The sequence below is a fragment of the Nocardia sp. CA-119907 genome, assembly GCF_050955995.1.
In the GTDB taxonomy this organism is placed as follows: Bacteria; Actinomycetota; Actinomycetes; order Mycobacteriales; family Mycobacteriaceae; genus Nocardia.
In genome coordinates, this window is the sequence record NZ_CP192091.1 from 1304314 (window position 1) to 1321213 (window position 16900).

A 16900-nucleotide genomic window follows, 5' to 3' on the forward strand; every position below is an offset into this window, starting at 1 on the left:
TGACCGACCGGATGCGGGCAACGCCCCCGGATTCACCTCGAAAGAGTCTCTTCATGCAGTTTGAAATCGTCGAGCGAGACGAGACGTGGGTGGCCGGCTTGCCGGTGCGCAGCCCAAAACGTGCGCTCGGGGAACTGCGTGACCACGATTTAGAGGCCGCGTGGGCGGCGGTACTGCATCAGGAACTCGGCGGCCCGCTGGCCAGCGCCTACACCGACTACAGCGGTGAACTCGGCACCTATAACACCCAGATCGTCGGCTATGAGTGCGCGGCTTTCGGCGATGTCACCCGCGGTCACCTGGTGGCGCGGCTGCCGCGCGGCACCTATGCCCGATTCTCCTCGGTCGGTAACTTTCCGCAGGTGATGACCGACCTGTGGACGCAGATCGCCTATGCCGAAGAGCACAACCAGATCAAACGCACCTACACCGGTGATTTCGAGTGTTATCCGCATGCGTACAAGATCGATCTCTACCTGGCGGTCGATGCGCGGTGAGTGAGCGCAGCGAACCGACCATGGCACAGGGCATCTCGCGGCGGAGCGGCAGCGAGGCGCGGTCATGACCTACGCGATCGTGGTGCGCCGCGAGGCCATCTACGGCGGCCTCGTGGTGCCGCGGGTCCGTCCGAGCTTCAAGGTCAGCAATAGCGATCTGATCGAATTCCTCAAGGATCGGCTGCGCGACCGCGCGGGCGCCGACCAGCTGATGTATACGGTCTATGTGCCGGATCCGGCCGGGAATTACAACGCTGTCGTGTGTTTCGAATACTCGGATCCGAGTGCGGTTCCGGTGGGTGACGTGCTGGTCAAGGTGCCCAAGGGTGTCTACGCTCGGTTCGAGCCGAACGGGGACTATCACGATCCGGTCGAGGATGTTTGGGCCCAGGTCGATGATGCGACGGCCTCCGCTGAGATCACTCGTGCCTACCGTGAAGAGATCGAGATTTGGCGCGGGCCGGAGTCGGTCGAACTGTTCATCTCCATCCTGGTTTGAGTTGCTGAACATTAGCTTCATCAGTACCGACTGGTCTCTACGTTCCATTCGATGGCTTGTTCGAGCGCTCTGACCTGCGGTGATTTCGGTTCGGCCGATCAGTTTTCGGAAGATTAACCAGACATCTGGTCAATTCTTGTCGGATGACGGATACTGCCCTAGGCAAACTCACCTGATCGGCGAGTCGTCTGGTGAGTCGGCCGGACCGGCTCGGTGACCGCGCGGATGCGCGGTAGCAAATGGAGTAGGAACACCATGACTGTCGAAACAATCGCAGTCGGCCCCGGGGGCACACGCGATGCCGAGGTGTTGCGGTTTCGGGACATGCATTCCGGTTATGTCTTTCATGTCGCTACTCCGCAGGCCCATCCTGATCTGTGGCGCCGTTATCTGCGCGGTGCGCTGCAGGTTTACCGGCACTACGACGTTGATCACGCTTTGGAATACGACAGGGTTGTCGATGGCCGTTCGACATCGTTGTTCTTCGCCGCCGTCGACGCGACCGGCGCGGTCGTCGCGGGATTGCGGGCACAGGGTCGCTACGGCAGCGCCGACGAGGTACGCGCCCTCGGCGCCTGGGCCGGTCGACCCGGTGCCGCCGAGTTGCGAGCGGTGATTGCTGGCCGGATACCAGAGGGGGTTGTCGAGGTGAAAGCGGTCTGGGTCGCGCGGGCGGCCGAGCAGCGTGCCGCGCTCGCCGCCGCAGTGTCGCGCTGCGTCGTGCACGCCGCGCGGCTGCTCGATGCCCGGTTCAGTTTCGTTACCACTGCCACGCGGAATATCGGTCTATACCGCTCGAGTGGTGGATACGTCGCCGATCGGATACCGTCTGTGCCCTATCCCGACGACCGCTATCGGACCATTCCGATGTGGTGGGATACCCGGACATATCGGTCATTAGCCACAAAATTGCAGAGTTCGTTGATCGCGTTAGAGCGTGCGGCGCTGGAGGCTTGGCTGTCACCGCACGGTCGGGCTCCCTCGGGTGGATCAGGGATCGGAGGACTGGCGCAGGCATGAACGGCGACCTCACCGCGGAGCACCGCCCGTTGATTCTCGACGAGATGGCCGTAGCCGACGCGCAGATCCTCGTGCAATTGCGGAAATCACCGGTGGTCCGCATTCTCGACCTCCGTGATGTGCTGCGCGCCGAACTCGCCAAGGTGCGCAGGCCTCCGGCGGATCTCGGCGGCCCGGAAACCGACCGGTGGGTTTACTATCCGTGGCGGCGCACGCTGGTCGGGCTGCCCGGCGAAAAGGTTTATCGGGCAATCCGATTGGACCGCAATCAGAACAAGCTCACCCGCGCCGAACAGCTGCGCTGTGCCGGTCAGACGATCGGTGTGGTCGGGCAGAGTGTCGGCCACGCGGTTGCCTACGCGCTGGCCCTGGAGGGCAGCTGCGGCGGGCTGCGCCTGGCCGATTTCGACGATATCGAACTGTCGAATCTGAATCGGGTGCCGGCCGGAATCTTCGATATCGGGGTGAACAAGTCGATCGTGACCGCGCGCCGGATCGCCGAACTCGATCCGTATCTGCCGGTCGAGGTCTACACCGCGGGCGTGGACGAGGACACCGTCGACGAATTCATGCAGGGACTATCGATCGTCGTCGAGGAATGTGATTCGCTCGATATCAAGTTCGCGGTCCGGGAAGGCGCACGGCGCCACCGCATTCCGCTGCTGATGGATACCAGCGATCGCGGGCTGTTCGACGTCGAGCGCTATGACCTCGAACCGGACCGTCCGCCGTTCCACGGTCTGCTCGGCGCGACCGTCGGGGCCGATCTGCGCGGGCTGTCCACCAAGGACAAGGCGCCGCACGTCATGCGGATCCTGGATCCGAAGGAGCTCTCGGCCCGGATGGCGGCGAGTCTGGTCGAGATCGACGAAACCGTCACGACCTGGCCGCAGCTCGGCGGCGATGTGCAATTGGGTGCCGCCATCGTGGCGGCGGCGGTGCGCCGGATCGGGCTCGGACAGAAGCTGTCCTCGGGGCGGACCCGATTCGATCTGGAGCGCGGCCTCGACGAACTGGCCGAGCCGGAGCCCGGCTGCGAGAAGGTATCCGACGAATATCCGGCTCTGGAAGGTGTTGCGCCGGAATCGAATGGAACCGCCTTCGACATGGTGTTGGAATGCGCGCAGCGTGCCCCGTCGGGCGGCAATTCCCAACCGTGGTCGCTGCGAGCCGAGCGGAACGACCTGCGCATCGAGCTCGCTCGAACCCGTTCGTCGGCACTGGATATCGGCTACCGCGGTAGCGCGGTATCGATCGGTGCCGCGCTCTACAACGCCCGTACCGCGGCGGCCGCGCACGGCATACTCGGCGATTTCGAGTTCATCGAGGACAACGCCACCGCGCTGACCGCGGTGCTACACCTCGGCGACGGCACCGATGCGGCACTGGCCAGCGACTATCCGGACGCGCTCACCCGCGAGACGAACCGGCGTCTCGGCACGGCCGCGCCGCTGGCCGACCACATCCTGCCCGCGCTGCGGGCGGCGGCCGCCGACGCGGACGGGATGGTCCGTGCCGTCACCGCACCCGACCAACTCGCGGCCGCGGCCGCGCTACTGTCCGAATCCGATCGCATCCGCTACCTGACCCCGCGCCTGCATCAGGAGCTGTTCGGCGAACTGCGTTGGCCCGGCGAGGATCCGCGCACCGGGATCGATATCCGGAGTATGGAATTGGCCGCCGACGAGCAGGCCAAGATCCGGATCGGCGTGCGCTCGGATGTCATGGATCGGCTCCGCGAATGGTCGGCGGGGACCGCGCTCGGCGAGTACACCCGGGACCGAGTGCGGTCGAGTTCGGCGCTGCTGGCGGTCACTTTCCCGCGTCGATCCGGATCCGCATCGGTTTCACTGGCCGACTACGCGCGCGGTGGCGCGGCCGTGCAGCGGGTCTGGATCGAGGCGCAACGGCTCGGTCTCGCGGTGCAACCGGTCTCGCCGTTATTCCTCTATTCGCGGCACCCCGACGAGCTGAAAGGGATTTCCGAGGATTTCGCGGATACACTAACGTCACTTCAGGGCCGTTTCCTGGACCTGCTGGGAGTGCCTGGGCATGAGATCATGGCATTGGTGCTTCGCCTGAGCTATGCGGCAGCAGCCACGGTCCGCAGCAGGCGGCTTCCAGTGCCGGGCGCGGGCAACCGCAGCTAGCGCGATCGGAGAATAGGTGCCTCGGCGAACGCTCGACTCACTGGTGACCCAGGTCGCCTCGGAGTTGATGGGCGTCGACGCCACGACCATGGTGGCGGCGAGTGAACGTGTGCTGGCCAGATTGGTCGATCACTTCGACGTCGATTTCAGCTACCTACGCCATACCGATAGAGAGCAGCGGGCTACCGTACTCATCGCGGAGTGGCCGCACCGCGGTGATGTACCGGATCCGGATCCGCTGAAGATCGTGCATTTCGAGCACGCGGATTCGGTGTTCCGCGAATTGGAACACGCCACCGAACCGATCATTGTGCGCCCATCCCAGCAATCCGCCGACTATCAGGAGACCATCCGGCGCTCCTCCGGCATTCCGCAGGTCGCCATGGCCGCCGTACCGCTGCTCTCCCGCGGCGAGTCGACCGGCGTGCTCGGATTCATCAAACAGGGCGATCGCGACTGGAGCACCAGGGAACTGAACGTACTCAAGGCGATCGCCGCACTGTTCGCCCAGTTACAGGCGCGCGTGGTGGCCGAGGAGCGATTACGTTATATCGCCCTGCACGACGATCTGACCGGATTGGCGAACCGGCGGGCGCTGCTCGAGCATATGGAGGAGCGGCTGCGGCAGGGCAGTCCCGGCCCGGTGGCCGCATTCTTTCTCGATCTCGACCGGCTCAAAGCGCTCAACGATTTTCTGGGGCATACCGCGGGGGACAACTTCATTCGCACACTCTCCTCGCGGCTGCGCGAGAATCTCGATCCCAATGACATGATCGCCCGGCTCGGCGGCGACGAATTCGTCATCGTGCCCGCCAAACCGATGGACGCGGTGGCGGCCGAGTTGGAGGCGACGCGCATCCAGCAGCTCATCGGACGGCGGGTCACCGTTGGCGGGGAATCGGTCAGCCGCGGCGCCAGTGTCGGTGTCGCGGTGGGCATTCCGGGTGAGACCACGGTCGCCGATGTGCTGCGCCGGGCCGATCACGCGCTGCTTTCGGCGAAGTCGGGTGGCGGCAACGGCGTCGCGGTCTTCACCGACGCCATGCGCGCGCAGTTCGAACTGCAGGACGATGTGGAGCTGAATCTGCGCGGCGCGGTCTCCGACGGATCGCTGCTGCTGCACTATCAGCCCGAGGTCGATCTACGCACCGGCCGGGTCGTCGCGCTGGAGGCGCTGGTGCGCTGGTTGCATCCGACCAGGGGGTTGTTGCCGCCCGGCGCGTTCGTCACGGTCGCGGAGGCCACCAATCTCGCCGGTGAACTCGGGCGCTGGGTGATCCGCTCGGCGTGCGCGCAGTTCGCCGAATGGCGTAGGCGCGGCCTGGCGGCGAATGTGGTCATGCGGATCAATGTTTCGCCGGTTCAGCTGGTCAGCCTGGACTTCGTGGAACGGATCGAGGACATGCTGCGGCTGTTCGGCATCGATGGCAGTTCGGTCTGCTTGGAGATCACCGAACATGTGGTGGTGCAGGATCTGGCGCGCACCCAGGTCACGTTGCGCGGGCTCAAGCGAATGGGTGTGCAGATCGCCATCGACGATTTCGGCACCGGCTACAGTTCGCTCTCGCATCTCAAGGCACTGCCGGTGGACGCGGTGAAGATCGACCGCGGGTTCGTACAGCGTCTCGGCGCGAGCACCGACGATCTGGCGATTGTGAAGTCGATTATCGGGCTGGCCGGGTCGTTCGGGCTCGGCGTGGTCGGGGAGGGCGTCGAGACGCCGGTGGCCGCGCGCACCCTGGTCGGATTGGGTTGCTATCGGGCCCAGGGGTTCCTGATCGCGCGGCCGATGCCCGCCGATGAGGTCGAGGCGCATCTGGCCGTCGGCCGGATCCAGTTGGATCTCGATCTGCCCCGGGCGGGCCGGGGTACGACGCGGGCGTGACCGGCTCGCTGTAGCCGCGGATAGCCGAGTATCGGATTGCGCCGGGGCGTGGCCGTTAGCGGGGTCTTTCACGGGTGTTCATGCGCCGTTGGGCGCATGGGTTCCGGGGGGAACCCGATTCGCTGCACGATCGGCGATGTGCGCATCGTGCAACTGGCGAACTTCTACGGTCCGCGGTCGGGTGGGCTGCGCACCGCATTGCATCATCTGGGTGAGGGTTATGTGGCCGCCGGGCACGAAGTGGTGCTCATTGTGCCGGGACCGCGTCGGGCGGAGGAGATTCTGCCGACCGGTGCGGTGCGGATAACCCTGCCCGCCTTGGCGATTCCGTGGACCGGCGGATATCGGGCGGCGGATCCACGGCGGGTGGCCGATGTGCTGGCCGGGCTGCGGCCGGATGTGCTCGAGGTATCGGATCGGCTGACGCTGCGTGGCTTCGGGCGCTGGGCGCGCTCCCGCGACGTGGCCAGCGTCATGATCTCCCACGAGCGCCTGGACCGACTACTGGGCCAGATGATGCCGAGGCCGGTGGCGCGCCGCTGCGCCGATATCGCCAACCGCCGCACCGCCGATGACTACGACATCGTGGTCTGCACAACGGAATTCGCACGAGCGGAGTTCCTGCGCATCGATGCGCCCAATGTCGAACTGGTGCCGCTCGGGGTGGATCTGGAGCTGTTCAGTCCGCGCCGCCGCGATTACCGACTACGTGCCGATCTCGGCGTGCCGGGACATCCGCTGCTGGTGCACTGCGGCAGATTGTCGGTGGAGAAACGGGTGGATCGCAGTATCGAGGCCATCGGCGCGCTGCGTAAGGCCGGCGTGGAGGCTCGGCTGGTCGTCGCCGGAGAGGGCCCGCGGCGGGAGGCTTTGGAGCGCCGGGCGCGCGCGCTGCCGCCGCTGCCGGGCGGACTGCCCGCCGTGCATTTCACGGGCTTCATCACCGATCGGGCGATGGTGGCGAAGCTGCTCGCCACCGCCGATGTTTCACTGGCGCCCGGTCCGCACGAGACATTCGGGCTGGCCGCGCTGGAGGCGCTCGCCGCGGGCACGCCGGTGGTCGCGAGCCGGTCCTCGGCGCTGGCCGATATCGTGACCGCCGAATGCGGCGCGGTCGCCGCCGATCGGCCGTCCGCCTTCGCCCAGGCGGTCACCGATGTGCTCGCGCTGCCGACCGCTGGGCGGCGGAAGGCAGCGCGCACCCGGGCCGAGCAGTTCACCTGGCCGCGAGCCGTCGCGGGGATGCTGGCGGTGCTCGGGCGGTAGTCCGATATCCCGCTGTGCGGACGGGGCGGTTCCGAATTCTGAAACTTGTTCACCCGGGCTTCTTGGCCCTCGCGGACGCCGCGTACCCTGCGGAGAACCGATTCATGATATTCGAGATGGGATCCGGTGTGCTTGGCTCTGGTCGCGGGAAGACGGTGCGGGACGCGAAGGTGCTCGTTACCGGGGCGGCGAGCGGAATCGGCCGGGCGACCGCACTGGCGTCGGCGACGGCCGGAGCCGAACTGGTGCTCACCGATATCAACGCCGAAGGGCTCGAGGATACGGTGCGCACCATCAAGGAAGCGGGCGGTGTGGTCCTCATATCGCGCGCCCTCGATATCACCGACTATGACGCGGTCACCGCTTTCGCGACCGATGTGCACGCCGAATTCGGCAGCCTCGATATCGTGATGAATATCGCGGGCACGTCCACCTGGGGCACGGTCGAGAATCTCGAGCACCGGCATTGGCGAAAGATGGTGGACGTCAACCTGATGGGCCCGATCCACGTGATCGAGAATTTCGTGCCGCCGATGGTCCGCGCGAAACGCGGTGGGGCACTGGTGAATGTCTCCTCGGCGGCCGGAATCCTGGCGCTGCCATGGCATGCCGCCTACAGTGCGGCCAAGTACGGCATCCGCGGCGTCTCCGAGGTTTTGCGATTCGACTTACAGCGCCACGGCATTTCGGTGCATCTGGTGGTGCCGGGCGCGGTGAATACGCCTTTGGTGCAGACCTACGAACTCGTCGGTGTGGACAAGAACGATCGCCGGATCCAGCGACTCACCACCGCGTTCACCAAACACGCCGTTACGCCGGAACATGTTGCGGCGGTGATACTTCGCGGTATCGAGCGCAATCAGTTCCTGGTCTACACCTCTACCGATATCCGTTTCGCCTATTGGTGGGCACGCAAATTCGCCTACCCCTACGAATTCGTCATGCGCCGCATCGGCGATCGATTCAACAGGCTGCTGGTTTCGAAGGGCAGTTGAGCGTCACATCGAGTACTCGGGCACCGGGACCCTGCTCGCCGAGGCGGTCGTGTTCATTGACCAGTCGGCAGCTGCCGAGTGAGAGGCAGCCGCAGCCGATGCAGCCGGTCAGGTTGTCGCGCAGGCGGGTCAGCTGGGTGATGCGGTCGTCGAGATCGGCGCGCCAGGTGGTGGACAGGGTTTCCCAGTCGCGTCGGGTCGGTGTACGGCCCTCGGGGAGTTTGTCCAGCGCGGCGCGGATTTCGCTCAACGGAATGCCGACCCGCTGCGAGATGCGGATGAAGGCGACGCGGCGCAGCGTTTCGCGCGCGTATCTGCGCTGATTTCCACTTGTGCGACGACTCGTGATGAGACCCTCGCGTTCGTAGAAGTGCAACGCGGAGACCGCAACTCCGCTACGCTCGGACAGCTGCCCGGGGGTCAGCTCCTTCGCCCGCCAATCGGTTGTCGACATCACGCTCCTCCATTCACCTGAACAATACTTCAGGTTAGGGTGTGCTGGGGTGAGAATCGGCCACACCCAATTGCGTGCTCTTACGCCCTCGGCGAACTACGGTCGGATCATGGGAGCAGACGCGGTGCGGGCGGGGCACGAAGGCGGTGCGGACGAAGCGGGCAGTGGGCTGGATGGTGTCGGTGAACCGGGCGGGCGGCTGGCGGTCACCTCCGAGGTCGGCACCCTGCGTACGGTGTTGTTGCATCGGCCCGGCGACGAGCTGCGGAGGTTGACTCCGCGCAATAACGATCAACTGCTCTTCGACGGCATCCCCTGGGTCGAGCGGGCCCAGCAGGAGCACGACACCTTCAGCAGCGTGCTGCGCGAGCGCGGCGTCGAGGTGCTGCTGCTCGCGGATCTGCTCGCCGAAACCCTCTCGGTCAGCGGCGCCGCCCGCATCCAGGGCATCTCCGGGGCCGTCGACGCGCGCAAACTCGGGCATACCCTGGCCGACGAACTCGCGGCCTTCCTCCGCGGCGTGCGGGCCAGGGATCTGGCCAACATCCTGATGGCCGGTATGACCTTCGACGAACTGCCCTTCGGCGGTGACAACACCTCGCTGGTGCGGCGCATGCACCACGGCGCGGACTTCGTCATCGACCCGCTGCCGAATCTGCTGTTCACCAGGGACTCGTCCTTCTGGGTCGGCCCGCGGGTGGCGATCACCTCACTCGCCCTGCCCGCCCGGATGCGCGAGACCTCGCTGACCGATCTGATCTATGCGTTCCATCCGCGCTTCCTCGGGGTGCGGCGGGCCTATGAATCGCATACCGCCCCGATCGAGGGCGGTGATGTGCTGCTGCTCGCACCGGGTGTGGTGGCGGTGGGCGTCGGTGAGCGCACCTCGCCCGCGGGCGCGGAAGCGTTGGCGCGCAGCCTGTTCGACGACGATCTCGCGCACACCGTGCTGGTCGTCCCGATCGCGCAGAATCGGGCGACCATGCACCTGGACACCGTCTGCACCATGGTCGATACCGATGCCGTCGTGATGTATCCGGCGGTTCGGGATTCGCTGTGCGCGTTCACGATTCATCGCGAGGACGACTATGGCGGGCGCAACGACCAGGCCAGGGTGAGCATGCGCGGTCCCGATCCGTTCCTGCCGGCGGCCGCCGATGCGATGGGCATCGGCAAGCTGCGGGTCATCGATACCGGACTCGATGTCATCACCGCCGAACGCGAGCAGTGGGACGACGGGAACAACACCCTGGCGCTCGCGCCCGGCGTGGTTGTCGCCTACGAGCGCAACGATATGACCAATACCCGGCTGGCGGATGCGGGCATCGAGGTGCTGCGGATCCCGGGCTCGGAGTTGGGTTCCGGACGCGGCGGACCGCGCTGCATGTCCTGCCCACTGTCGCGAGATGATGTGTGAGCCTGCGATGTTCACCATTACCGTTACCCATGATTCGTCGATTCCGCCCTATGAGCAGTTGCGGCTCGGTGTCATCGCACAGGTGCGCTCGGGAGAGTTGACGGCGGGCACGAAGATACCGACCGTACGCGCCCTCGCCGCACAGCTCGGGCTCGCGCCGAATACCGTCGCGCGCGCCTATCGGGAGCTCGAGGCCGACGGGGTGGTCGAAACCCGGGGCAGGCAGGGCTCTTTCATCGCATCCTCGGGCGATCCGACCAAGGATCTGGCGGGCCGTGCCGCGACCGATTACGTCGCCACCATGCGACGACTCGGCCTCGATGACGAAGCGGCGCTGCGGTACGTCAAGTCGGCTCTGGAGGGGTAGCCCTACCTGCTGCGGGGCTTGTCGTCGATCGAGACGGCAGCCTCAGCGCCAGCTGGGCAGCCAGAGATGGTCGTGCCAGTTGCCCGGGGTGATCGGGAGCGCGGTCAGGATCGGCCAGAGCCAGATGAAGTTGGCGATCACGAGCCCGAGATAGATGCAGACCGCGAGGAGTCCGAGGCTGCGCCGCTCGCTCGGTACCGCGGGCAGATAGGTGCCCGCGGGACTTCGCGGTATCGGTGTCGAGCGGGCGGGGCCGAGAATATCGCCGCAGATCAGCGCGATCCCCATCACCAGGAACGGGGCCAGCGGCACGGCGTAGAAGTAGTACATCTGCCGATCGAGGGTGAAGAACCAGGGCAGCAGTCCGGCGCCGTAGCCGGTGAGGATCGCGGCGTAGCGCCAGTCCCGGCGGACCACACTGCGCCACAGCATCCAGGCCAGCACCGGGAAGGCGATCCACCAGATCGCCGGGGTGCCGATCAGCATGACGGCCTTCACGCACTGGGTTTGGCCGCAGCCGGTGACGCCGTTGTCGGCGTAGTAGTAGAGCATCGGCCGCAGCCCCATCGGCCAGGTCCACGGCTTGGATTCCCAGGGATGATGGTTGCCCGCGGAATTGGTCAGGCCCTCGTGGAAGCGCAGCGTCTCGCCGCTGTAGTACCACAGCGAGCGCAGGGCGTTCGGGAGGAACGACCACGGTCCGTCGCGCCCGACCTGATTGCCGACCGCATACCGGAACACCCCGTCCTCACTGGCGAACCAGGCCGAGTAGCTGGCCAGATACACCCCGAGCGGGATCAAGACCAGCGCGTACAGCGCGGGCCCGATATCGCGCACCGCGGTGCCGACCCACGGGCGGCGCACACCGTAGGTGCGCCGCGCCGACGCGTCGAAACACACGCTCATGAGGCCGAACGCGAGGATGAAGTACATGCCGGACCACTTTGTGCCGCAGGAGAGTCCGAGCAGCACCCCGGCGCCGAAGCGCCACCAGCGCACCCCCAGCCGCGGACCCCATTCGCTCGCGTCGATCCGACCCTGATAGTCCACCAGGGCGATTCGGGCCCTGACCTCGTCGCGGTCCACGATGAGGCAGCCGAATGCGGCGGTGACCAGCACCGCCATGAAGATGTCGAGCATGCCGATGCGCGAGGAGACGAAGGTGAGTCCGTCGGCGATCAGCAGAATTCCCGCGATCGCGCCGATCATGGTGGAACGCGCCATCCGCCGCACGATCCGGATGACCAGCAGCACTAGCACCGTGCCCGCCAGCGCCGCGCTGAACCGCCAGCCCCAGCCGTTGTAGCCGAACATCCACTCGCCGATCGCGATCAGCTGTTTGCCGATCGGGGGATGCACCACCAGCCCGTATGCGGGATTGTCCTCGATACCGCCGCCGGTGAGGATCTGCCAGGCCTGCGGCGCGTAGTGCTTCTCGTCGAAGACCGGCGTGTACGCGTCGGTCGGATAGTCCAGCATGATGAACCGGGTCAGCGCCGCGATCACGGTGAGGACCGCGGTGACCACCCACCCCTGCATCGTGTCGAGCGGCCCGAAATCGGGCGATGGCCGCAGTGGCGCGGGGCTCGACCAAGAGGGCACGGCCTTGGCTACGGTCGCGCGCTGGTCGGTCACCTGGGTCACGCCCCGATCGTATGCTGTGCGCGCCATCGAGACCCGCACCGGTTTGCGCGCCGCTACCCGAATCACACTCCCAGCCGCGGTCGAGGGGCCGCGCGAGCACGACCCGCAGATTCCGGTGCGGCGCGTCCGCCTGCGTGTCGGCATCGGTTGTGATTACCCGACACGGGATCGGTTTTCGCATGATGACAGAATCTCGACCGGTGAAGGCAGCGAAGGCCGGGGGACGCGGAGGACTGAGGTGACTGCGGGTCGGTTGGTACTCGCGGCGACGCCGATGGGGGATATCGGCGATGCGTCGCAGCGGCTGCGCGACGCGCTGGGATCCGCCGATATCGTCGCGGCCGAGGACACCCGGCGCACCCGCAGCCTGGCGAAGGCGCTCGGGGTGGAGATCACCGGACGAGTGGTGCGTTTCGACGATCATGTGGAAGCCGCGAAGATTCCGGCGCTGCTCGATGAGATCGAGAACGGTCGCACGGTGCTCTTGGTGACCGATGCCGGCATGCCGTCGGTGAGCGATCCGGGCTATCGCATGGTGGTCGCCTGCGTGCAGCGCGCGCTCCCGGTCACCTGCTTGCCGGGCCCATCGGCGGTGACCACCGCACTGGCACTGTCCGCGCTTCCGGTGGAGCGCTTCTGCTTCGACGGATTCGCGCCACGCAAATCCGGCCAGCGCCGGGAGTGGTTGCGCACCTTGCGCACCGAGCCGCGGGCCTGCGTATTCTTCGAGGCGCCGCACCGGCTGGCCGAGTGCCTGGCCGATGCGGTCGAGGTGCTCGGCCCGGACCGGCGCGCCGCGGTCTGCCGGGAGCTGACCAAGACCTACGAGGAGGTCGTCCGCGGCACCCTCGGTGAACTCGCCGCCTGGGCGGTCGACGGGGCGCGCGGCGAGATCACCGTCGTCCTCGAAGGCGCGCAGCCGACCTCGGCCGATCCCGCCGACTTGGTCGAGGAGGTCGAATCGCTGACCGCCGAAGGCATTCGCCTCAAGGACGCCTGCGCGCAGGTGGCGGCGGAAACCGGGGTCTCGCGGCGCGAACTCTACGACGCCGTCCTGATTTCCCGCCGCAATGGCGGCGACAGTTCGTAGCGCGACGCGCCATCGCCGACACTCCCGGGCGACCGGATGGGGAGTGTCATAGTGCCATCGATCACGGTCGAGACGATGATCGGTGTCATGACCACTTTGGAAAGCAAGGCGAAGGCGTTTCTCGAATTGCATATCCCCGGCGATCCCGGCGTCTTTCCGACGGTATGGGACGCATGGTCGGCGAATGTTGCTGTGTCGGCGGGATTTTCGGCGCTGACCCTGGGGAGTCATCCGGTCGCCGATTCGATCGGGCGCAGCGATAAGGAAGGTATGGCGTTCGCGGAGCTGCTGACCCGCGTCCGGCAGATCACCGATGCCGTCGAAGTTCCGGTCTCGGTCGATATCGAATCCGGTTACGGCCTCGAGCCCGCGCAGTTGATCGAGGGTCTGCTGGAGGCGGGCGCGATCGGTCTCAATATCGAGGACACGGTGCACAGTGAGGGCGGTCGGCTGCGCACCCCCGAGGAACATGCCGATCTGGTGCACGGATTGCGGCAGTTCGCCGATGCCGCGGGTGTGCACGTGGTCATCAATGCCCGCACCGACCTGTTCATGCGCCAGGACGGTGCCGACAGCGACCGCGTCGACCGGGCCATCGCTCGTCTGCGGCTGGCCGCCGAGGCGGGCGCCGACTCGCTGTTCCCGGCGGGTGTGCGCGCCGACGCCGATATCCGGCGGCTGACCGGTGAACTGCCGCGGCCGATCAGCATGGTCGGCGTGCCCGGCGAATCCGATCGGGCCGTGCTCGCCGATCAGGGCGTCGGCCGAATCAGCTTCGGGCCCCTGCTCCAGTGGGCGCTGACCACCGAGATAAACCGCCTGCTCGATCGCTGGAAGTAAGCGAATGCGAAGAGCCCCCGACCTTCTGGTGAAGTTCGGGGGCTCTGTCGTGCTCCGGCGGGGTTACTTCGGTTCGACGTAGCGCGGGTAGACCGCCACCGGCTCCGGCAGCGGAGTGCCTGGGACCAGCGGCGTCGCGATGTCGGCGAACGTCCGGTTCGGCGTGGCGAGCAGATCGAGGATCTTGTCCGCGGATTCGGGCATGACGGGCTGAACCAGGATGGCCACGATGCGCAGCAGTTCGATGGTCACATACAGCACCGTGGCCTCGCGGGCCAGCGATTCCTCGGTGCCGGTCTTGGCCAGCGCCCACGGGGCCTCGGCGGAGAAGTACTTGTTCGCCTCGCCGAGGGTCAGCCAGATCGCCTCCAGCGCCAGATGCATTTGCTGGCTGTCGAATTCGGTGCGGCAGCGGTCCAACAGCTCGTTCGCGCGGTCGAGCAGGGCACGGTCGGCGTCGGTGAATTCACCCGGCGTCGGCACCACGCCGCCGCAGTCGCGTGCGACCAGCTTCAGGCTGCGCTGCACCAGATTTCCGAATTCATTGGCCAGATCGGTATTGATCCGCCCGACGATCGCCTCGTGGCTGTAGCTGCCGTCCTGACCATAGGAGATCTCGCGCAGCAGGAAGAAGCGCAGCGCGTCGACGCCGTATTCGTCGACGAGTGCGAGCGGATCGACCACATTGCCGACCGACTTGGACATCTTCTCGCCCTTGTTGTACAGGAACCCGTGCACGAAAACGCGTTTCGGCAACTCGATCCCGGCCGACATCAGGAACGCGGGCCAGTACACGGTGTGGAACCGGGTGATGTCCTTGCCGATGATGTGCACGTCGGCGGGCCAGAACTTCTGGAACGCAGCCGATTCGGTATCCGGGAAGCCGACGCCGGTGATGTAGTTGGTGAGCGCGTCCACCCATACGTACATCACGTGATCGGGATGGCCGGGCACCGGCACGCCCCAGTCGAAGGTTGTGCGCGAGATGGACAGGTCCTTCAGACCCGCCTTCACATAACTCACCATCTCGTTGCGAGCCGTTGTGGGCGCGATGAATTCGGGATGTTCGTCGTAGAGCGCGAGCAGCTTGTCCTGGTAGTTCGACAGGCGGAAGAAGTAGTTCGACTCCTCGGTCCAGGTGACCGGCGTCTTCGACTCGGTCGAGATCCGGGTGCCGTCCTCGAGCAGCGTCGTCTCTTCCTCGGTGTAGAACGCCTCGTCGCGCACCGAATACCAACCCGAGTAGTTGTCGAGGTAGATATCGCCGTTGGCGAGCATCCGCTCCCAGATCGCGGCGCTGGCCACCTGGTGATCGTCGTCGGTGGTACGGATGAAGCGGTCGAAGGACACATCGAGCGTCTTGTCCATCGCCTCGAACACGTCGGAGTTGCGCGCGGCGAGTTCCTCCACCGGCACGCCCTCGGCGACCGCGGTCTGCTGCATCTTCTGCCCGTGCTCGTCGGTGCCGGTCATGAAGAACACGTCATATCCGTCGAGCCGCTTGAAGCGGGCGAGGGCGTCGGACGAGATGTACTCGTACGCATGCCCGATATGCGGCGCACCGTTCGGGTAGGCGATGGCCGTGGTGATGTAGAAGGCGGGGGCAGCTGCGCTCATGGTGCATCTACTGTAGTGCGCGTGGATTCCGACGCTCACGTGAATATCCCCGGAGACGATGACCGCCGCTCGGCGTCGGTGTACTACCGTGCCGGAGCCCGCCGATGAGTGCCAAGCGCGCCGCGCCGGAATTGCCGGAACCGCTCGCGCCGCTGGTGGACGCGCACACGCATCTGGATGCCTGCGGGGCGACCGATGCGGAGTCGACGGCCGTGGTCGTGGACCGTGCGGCCGCAGTCGGTGTCGGCCAGGTGGTCACCGTCGCCGACGATCTGGCCGCCGCGCAGTGGGCCGTACAGGCCGCGAACTGGGACCGCCGGGTGTTCGCCGCCGTCGCGCTGCATCCGACGCGGGCGAATGTGCTCGATGACCCGACCAAGGCCGAGCTGGAACGGTTGGCCGCCGATCCGCGCGTCGTCGCGATCGGGGAGACCGGACTCGATTACTACTGGCCGGGCAAGCTCGAGGGCTGCGCCGATATCGAGGATCAGGTCGAGGGCTTCCGCTGGCATATCGACCTGGCCAAACGCCTGCGCAAACCGCTGATGATCCACAACCGCGAGGCCGACCACGATCTGCTGACGGTGCTGCTGGACGAGGGCGCGCCGGAAACCGTGATCTTCCATTGCTTTTCCTCCGACGCGAATATGGCGATGTCGTGCGTGGCCGAGGGCTACATCCTCAGCTTCTCCGGCACGGTGAGTTTCAAGAACGCCCATGAATTGCGTGAGGCCGCCAAGGTGGTGCCCGACGACCAGATTCTGGTGGAGACCGATGCGCCGTATCTGACCCCGCATCCGTTCCGCGGTGCGCCCAATGAACCGTATTGCCTGCCGTACACCGTGCGCGCCCTCGCGGAATTGCGTGAACAGGACCCGGTGGAGCTCGCGAAAATAACCACCGCGAACGCCCGCCGCATTTACGGTATCTGAATCATTTGCATTTCTGTTCGGGGTCGAACGGGAGTTCTGGCGGCATCGCTCGAGCAGTTGTTTCCGCGATCTTGTTCCGACACCGCCATTCGAAGCCTCTGTCAATGTGCAAGGGGACTGGATGGACGTGTGTGTTCTAGGTCACTCCGCTCAGTGCGTTTTGTGATTTACCTGCGGCGTCGATATTGATTTGTGATATTGAAACCCGCCGCTCGTAAGTCTGCGGT

The 16900-nt window shown here is 66.0% G+C and carries 15 protein-coding genes; 12 read left to right on the forward strand and 3 right to left on the reverse strand.

The features are described from left to right. Positions 1–53: 53 nt before the first annotated feature. The 7 genes from ACQP2D_RS05965 (at position 54) to ACQP2D_RS05995 (ending at position 8312) form a co-directional block, all read left to right on the forward strand. Positions 54–497: a GyrI-like domain-containing protein gene (locus tag ACQP2D_RS05965; RefSeq protein WP_433199135.1), complete on the forward strand. Its 444-nt coding sequence runs from the start codon at positions 54–56 to the stop codon at positions 495–497. Positions 498–561: 64 nt separating this feature from the next. Further along, on the forward strand, positions 562–996 hold the full coding sequence (locus tag ACQP2D_RS05970; protein ID WP_433682710.1) for an effector binding domain-containing protein: 435 nt from the start codon (positions 562–564) through the stop codon (positions 994–996). Positions 997–1251: 255 nt separating this feature from the next. Further along, positions 1252–2016, forward strand: a complete 765-nt coding sequence (locus tag ACQP2D_RS05975; protein WP_433682711.1) for a hypothetical protein — start codon at positions 1252–1254, stop codon at positions 2014–2016. Next, positions 2013–4166: an Rv1355c family protein gene (locus ACQP2D_RS05980; protein WP_433682712.1), complete on the forward strand. Its 2154-nt coding sequence runs from the start codon at positions 2013–2015 to the stop codon at positions 4164–4166. The genes ACQP2D_RS05975 and ACQP2D_RS05980 overlap by 4 nt, the downstream gene beginning before the upstream one ends. Before the next feature lie 67 nt (positions 4167–4233). Beyond that, a complete protein-coding gene (locus tag ACQP2D_RS05985) occupies positions 4234–6051 on the forward strand; it encodes a putative bifunctional diguanylate cyclase/phosphodiesterase (RefSeq protein WP_433685547.1) in 1818 nt (605 codons plus the stop codon). A 138-nt stretch (positions 6052–6189) separates the two neighbouring features. Continuing rightward, on the forward strand, positions 6190–7317 hold the full coding sequence (locus ACQP2D_RS05990; protein ID WP_433682713.1) for a glycosyltransferase: 1128 nt from the start codon (positions 6190–6192) through the stop codon (positions 7315–7317). A gap of 116 nt (positions 7318–7433) precedes the next feature. Next, positions 7434–8312, forward strand: a complete 879-nt coding sequence (locus ACQP2D_RS05995) for an SDR family oxidoreductase (RefSeq protein ID WP_433682714.1) — start codon at positions 7434–7436, stop codon at positions 8310–8312. Here ACQP2D_RS05995 and soxR read toward each other — a convergent pair. Further along, the gene (gene soxR, locus ACQP2D_RS06000; protein ID WP_355176626.1) at positions 8281–8766 is read right to left on the reverse strand and encodes a redox-sensitive transcriptional activator SoxR; all 486 of its coding nucleotides are present in this window, start codon (positions 8764–8766) and stop codon (positions 8281–8283) included. The genes ACQP2D_RS05995 and soxR overlap by 32 nt on opposite strands. A 109-nt stretch (positions 8767–8875) precedes the next feature. On the opposite strand from soxR, the gene arcA reads away from it, so the two are divergent. Then, entirely contained in the window at positions 8876–10183 is a 1308-nt protein-coding gene (gene arcA, locus ACQP2D_RS06005; protein WP_433682715.1) for an arginine deiminase, read from the forward strand. Between the two features lie 7 nt (positions 10184–10190). Then, positions 10191–10550 (forward strand): GntR family transcriptional regulator, encoded by a 360-nt coding sequence (locus ACQP2D_RS06010; RefSeq protein WP_433685548.1) that lies wholly within the window; start codon positions 10191–10193, stop codon positions 10548–10550. A gap of 42 nt (positions 10551–10592) precedes the next feature. Here ACQP2D_RS06010 and ACQP2D_RS06015 read toward each other — a convergent pair whose 3' ends face one another. Further along, a complete protein-coding gene (locus ACQP2D_RS06015; protein ID WP_433682716.1) occupies positions 10593–12194 on the reverse strand; it encodes a dolichyl-phosphate-mannose--protein mannosyltransferase in 1602 nt (533 codons plus the stop codon). Between the two features lie 238 nt (positions 12195–12432). Here ACQP2D_RS06015 and rsmI point away from each other — a divergent pair, with 238 nt between their 5' ends. After that, positions 12433–13284 carry a 16S rRNA (cytidine(1402)-2'-O)-methyltransferase gene (gene rsmI, locus ACQP2D_RS06020; RefSeq protein ID WP_433682717.1) on the forward strand — a complete coding sequence of 284 codons (852 nt, stop codon included), beginning with the start codon at positions 12433–12435 and terminating at the stop codon, positions 13282–13284. An 87-nt stretch (positions 13285–13371) separates the two neighbouring features. Continuing rightward, the gene (locus ACQP2D_RS06025; RefSeq protein WP_433682718.1) at positions 13372–14124 is read left to right on the forward strand and encodes an isocitrate lyase/PEP mutase family protein; all 753 of its coding nucleotides are present in this window, start codon (positions 13372–13374) and stop codon (positions 14122–14124) included. 63 nt (positions 14125–14187) lie between these two features. Here the strand turns inward: ACQP2D_RS06025 and metG are convergent, their stop codons facing one another. Continuing rightward, positions 14188–15741 (reverse strand): methionine--tRNA ligase, encoded by a 1554-nt coding sequence (gene metG / locus ACQP2D_RS06030; RefSeq protein ID WP_433682719.1) that lies wholly within the window; start codon positions 15739–15741, stop codon positions 14188–14190. Positions 15742–15845: 104 nt separating this feature from the next. Between metG and ACQP2D_RS06035 the strand changes: the two genes are divergently transcribed. Continuing rightward, the gene (locus ACQP2D_RS06035) at positions 15846–16673 is read left to right on the forward strand and encodes a TatD family hydrolase (RefSeq protein ID WP_433682720.1); all 828 of its coding nucleotides are present in this window, start codon (positions 15846–15848) and stop codon (positions 16671–16673) included. Positions 16674–16900: the final 227 nt, after the last annotated feature.

Coding starts and splice junctions, on each gene's coding strand:
- ACQP2D_RS05965 (WP_433199135.1), top strand. CDS start 54: ATGCAGTTTGAAATCGTCGAGCGAGACGAGACGTGGGTGGCCGGCTTG.
- ACQP2D_RS05970 (WP_433682710.1), top strand. CDS start 562: ATGACCTACGCGATCGTGGTGCGCCGCGAGGCCATCTACGGCGGCCTC.
- ACQP2D_RS05975 (WP_433682711.1), top strand. CDS start 1,252: ATGACTGTCGAAACAATCGCAGTCGGCCCCGGGGGCACACGCGATGCC.
- ACQP2D_RS05980 (WP_433682712.1), top strand. CDS start 2,013: ATGAACGGCGACCTCACCGCGGAGCACCGCCCGTTGATTCTCGACGAG.
- ACQP2D_RS05985 (WP_433685547.1), top strand. CDS start 4,234: ATGGGCGTCGACGCCACGACCATGGTGGCGGCGAGTGAACGTGTGCTG.
- ACQP2D_RS05995 (WP_433682714.1), top strand. CDS start 7,434: ATGGGATCCGGTGTGCTTGGCTCTGGTCGCGGGAAGACGGTGCGGGAC.
- soxR (WP_355176626.1), bottom strand. CDS start 8,766: ATGTCGACAACCGATTGGCGGGCGAAGGAGCTGACCCCCGGGCAGCTG.
- arcA (WP_433682715.1), top strand. CDS start 8,876: ATGGGAGCAGACGCGGTGCGGGCGGGGCACGAAGGCGGTGCGGACGAA.
- ACQP2D_RS06010 (WP_433685548.1), top strand. CDS start 10,191: ATGTTCACCATTACCGTTACCCATGATTCGTCGATTCCGCCCTATGAG.
- ACQP2D_RS06025 (WP_433682718.1), top strand. CDS start 13,372: ATGACCACTTTGGAAAGCAAGGCGAAGGCGTTTCTCGAATTGCATATC.
- metG (WP_433682719.1), bottom strand. CDS start 15,741: ATGAGCGCAGCTGCCCCCGCCTTCTACATCACCACGGCCATCGCCTAC.
- ACQP2D_RS06035 (WP_433682720.1), top strand. CDS start 15,846: ATGAGTGCCAAGCGCGCCGCGCCGGAATTGCCGGAACCGCTCGCGCCG.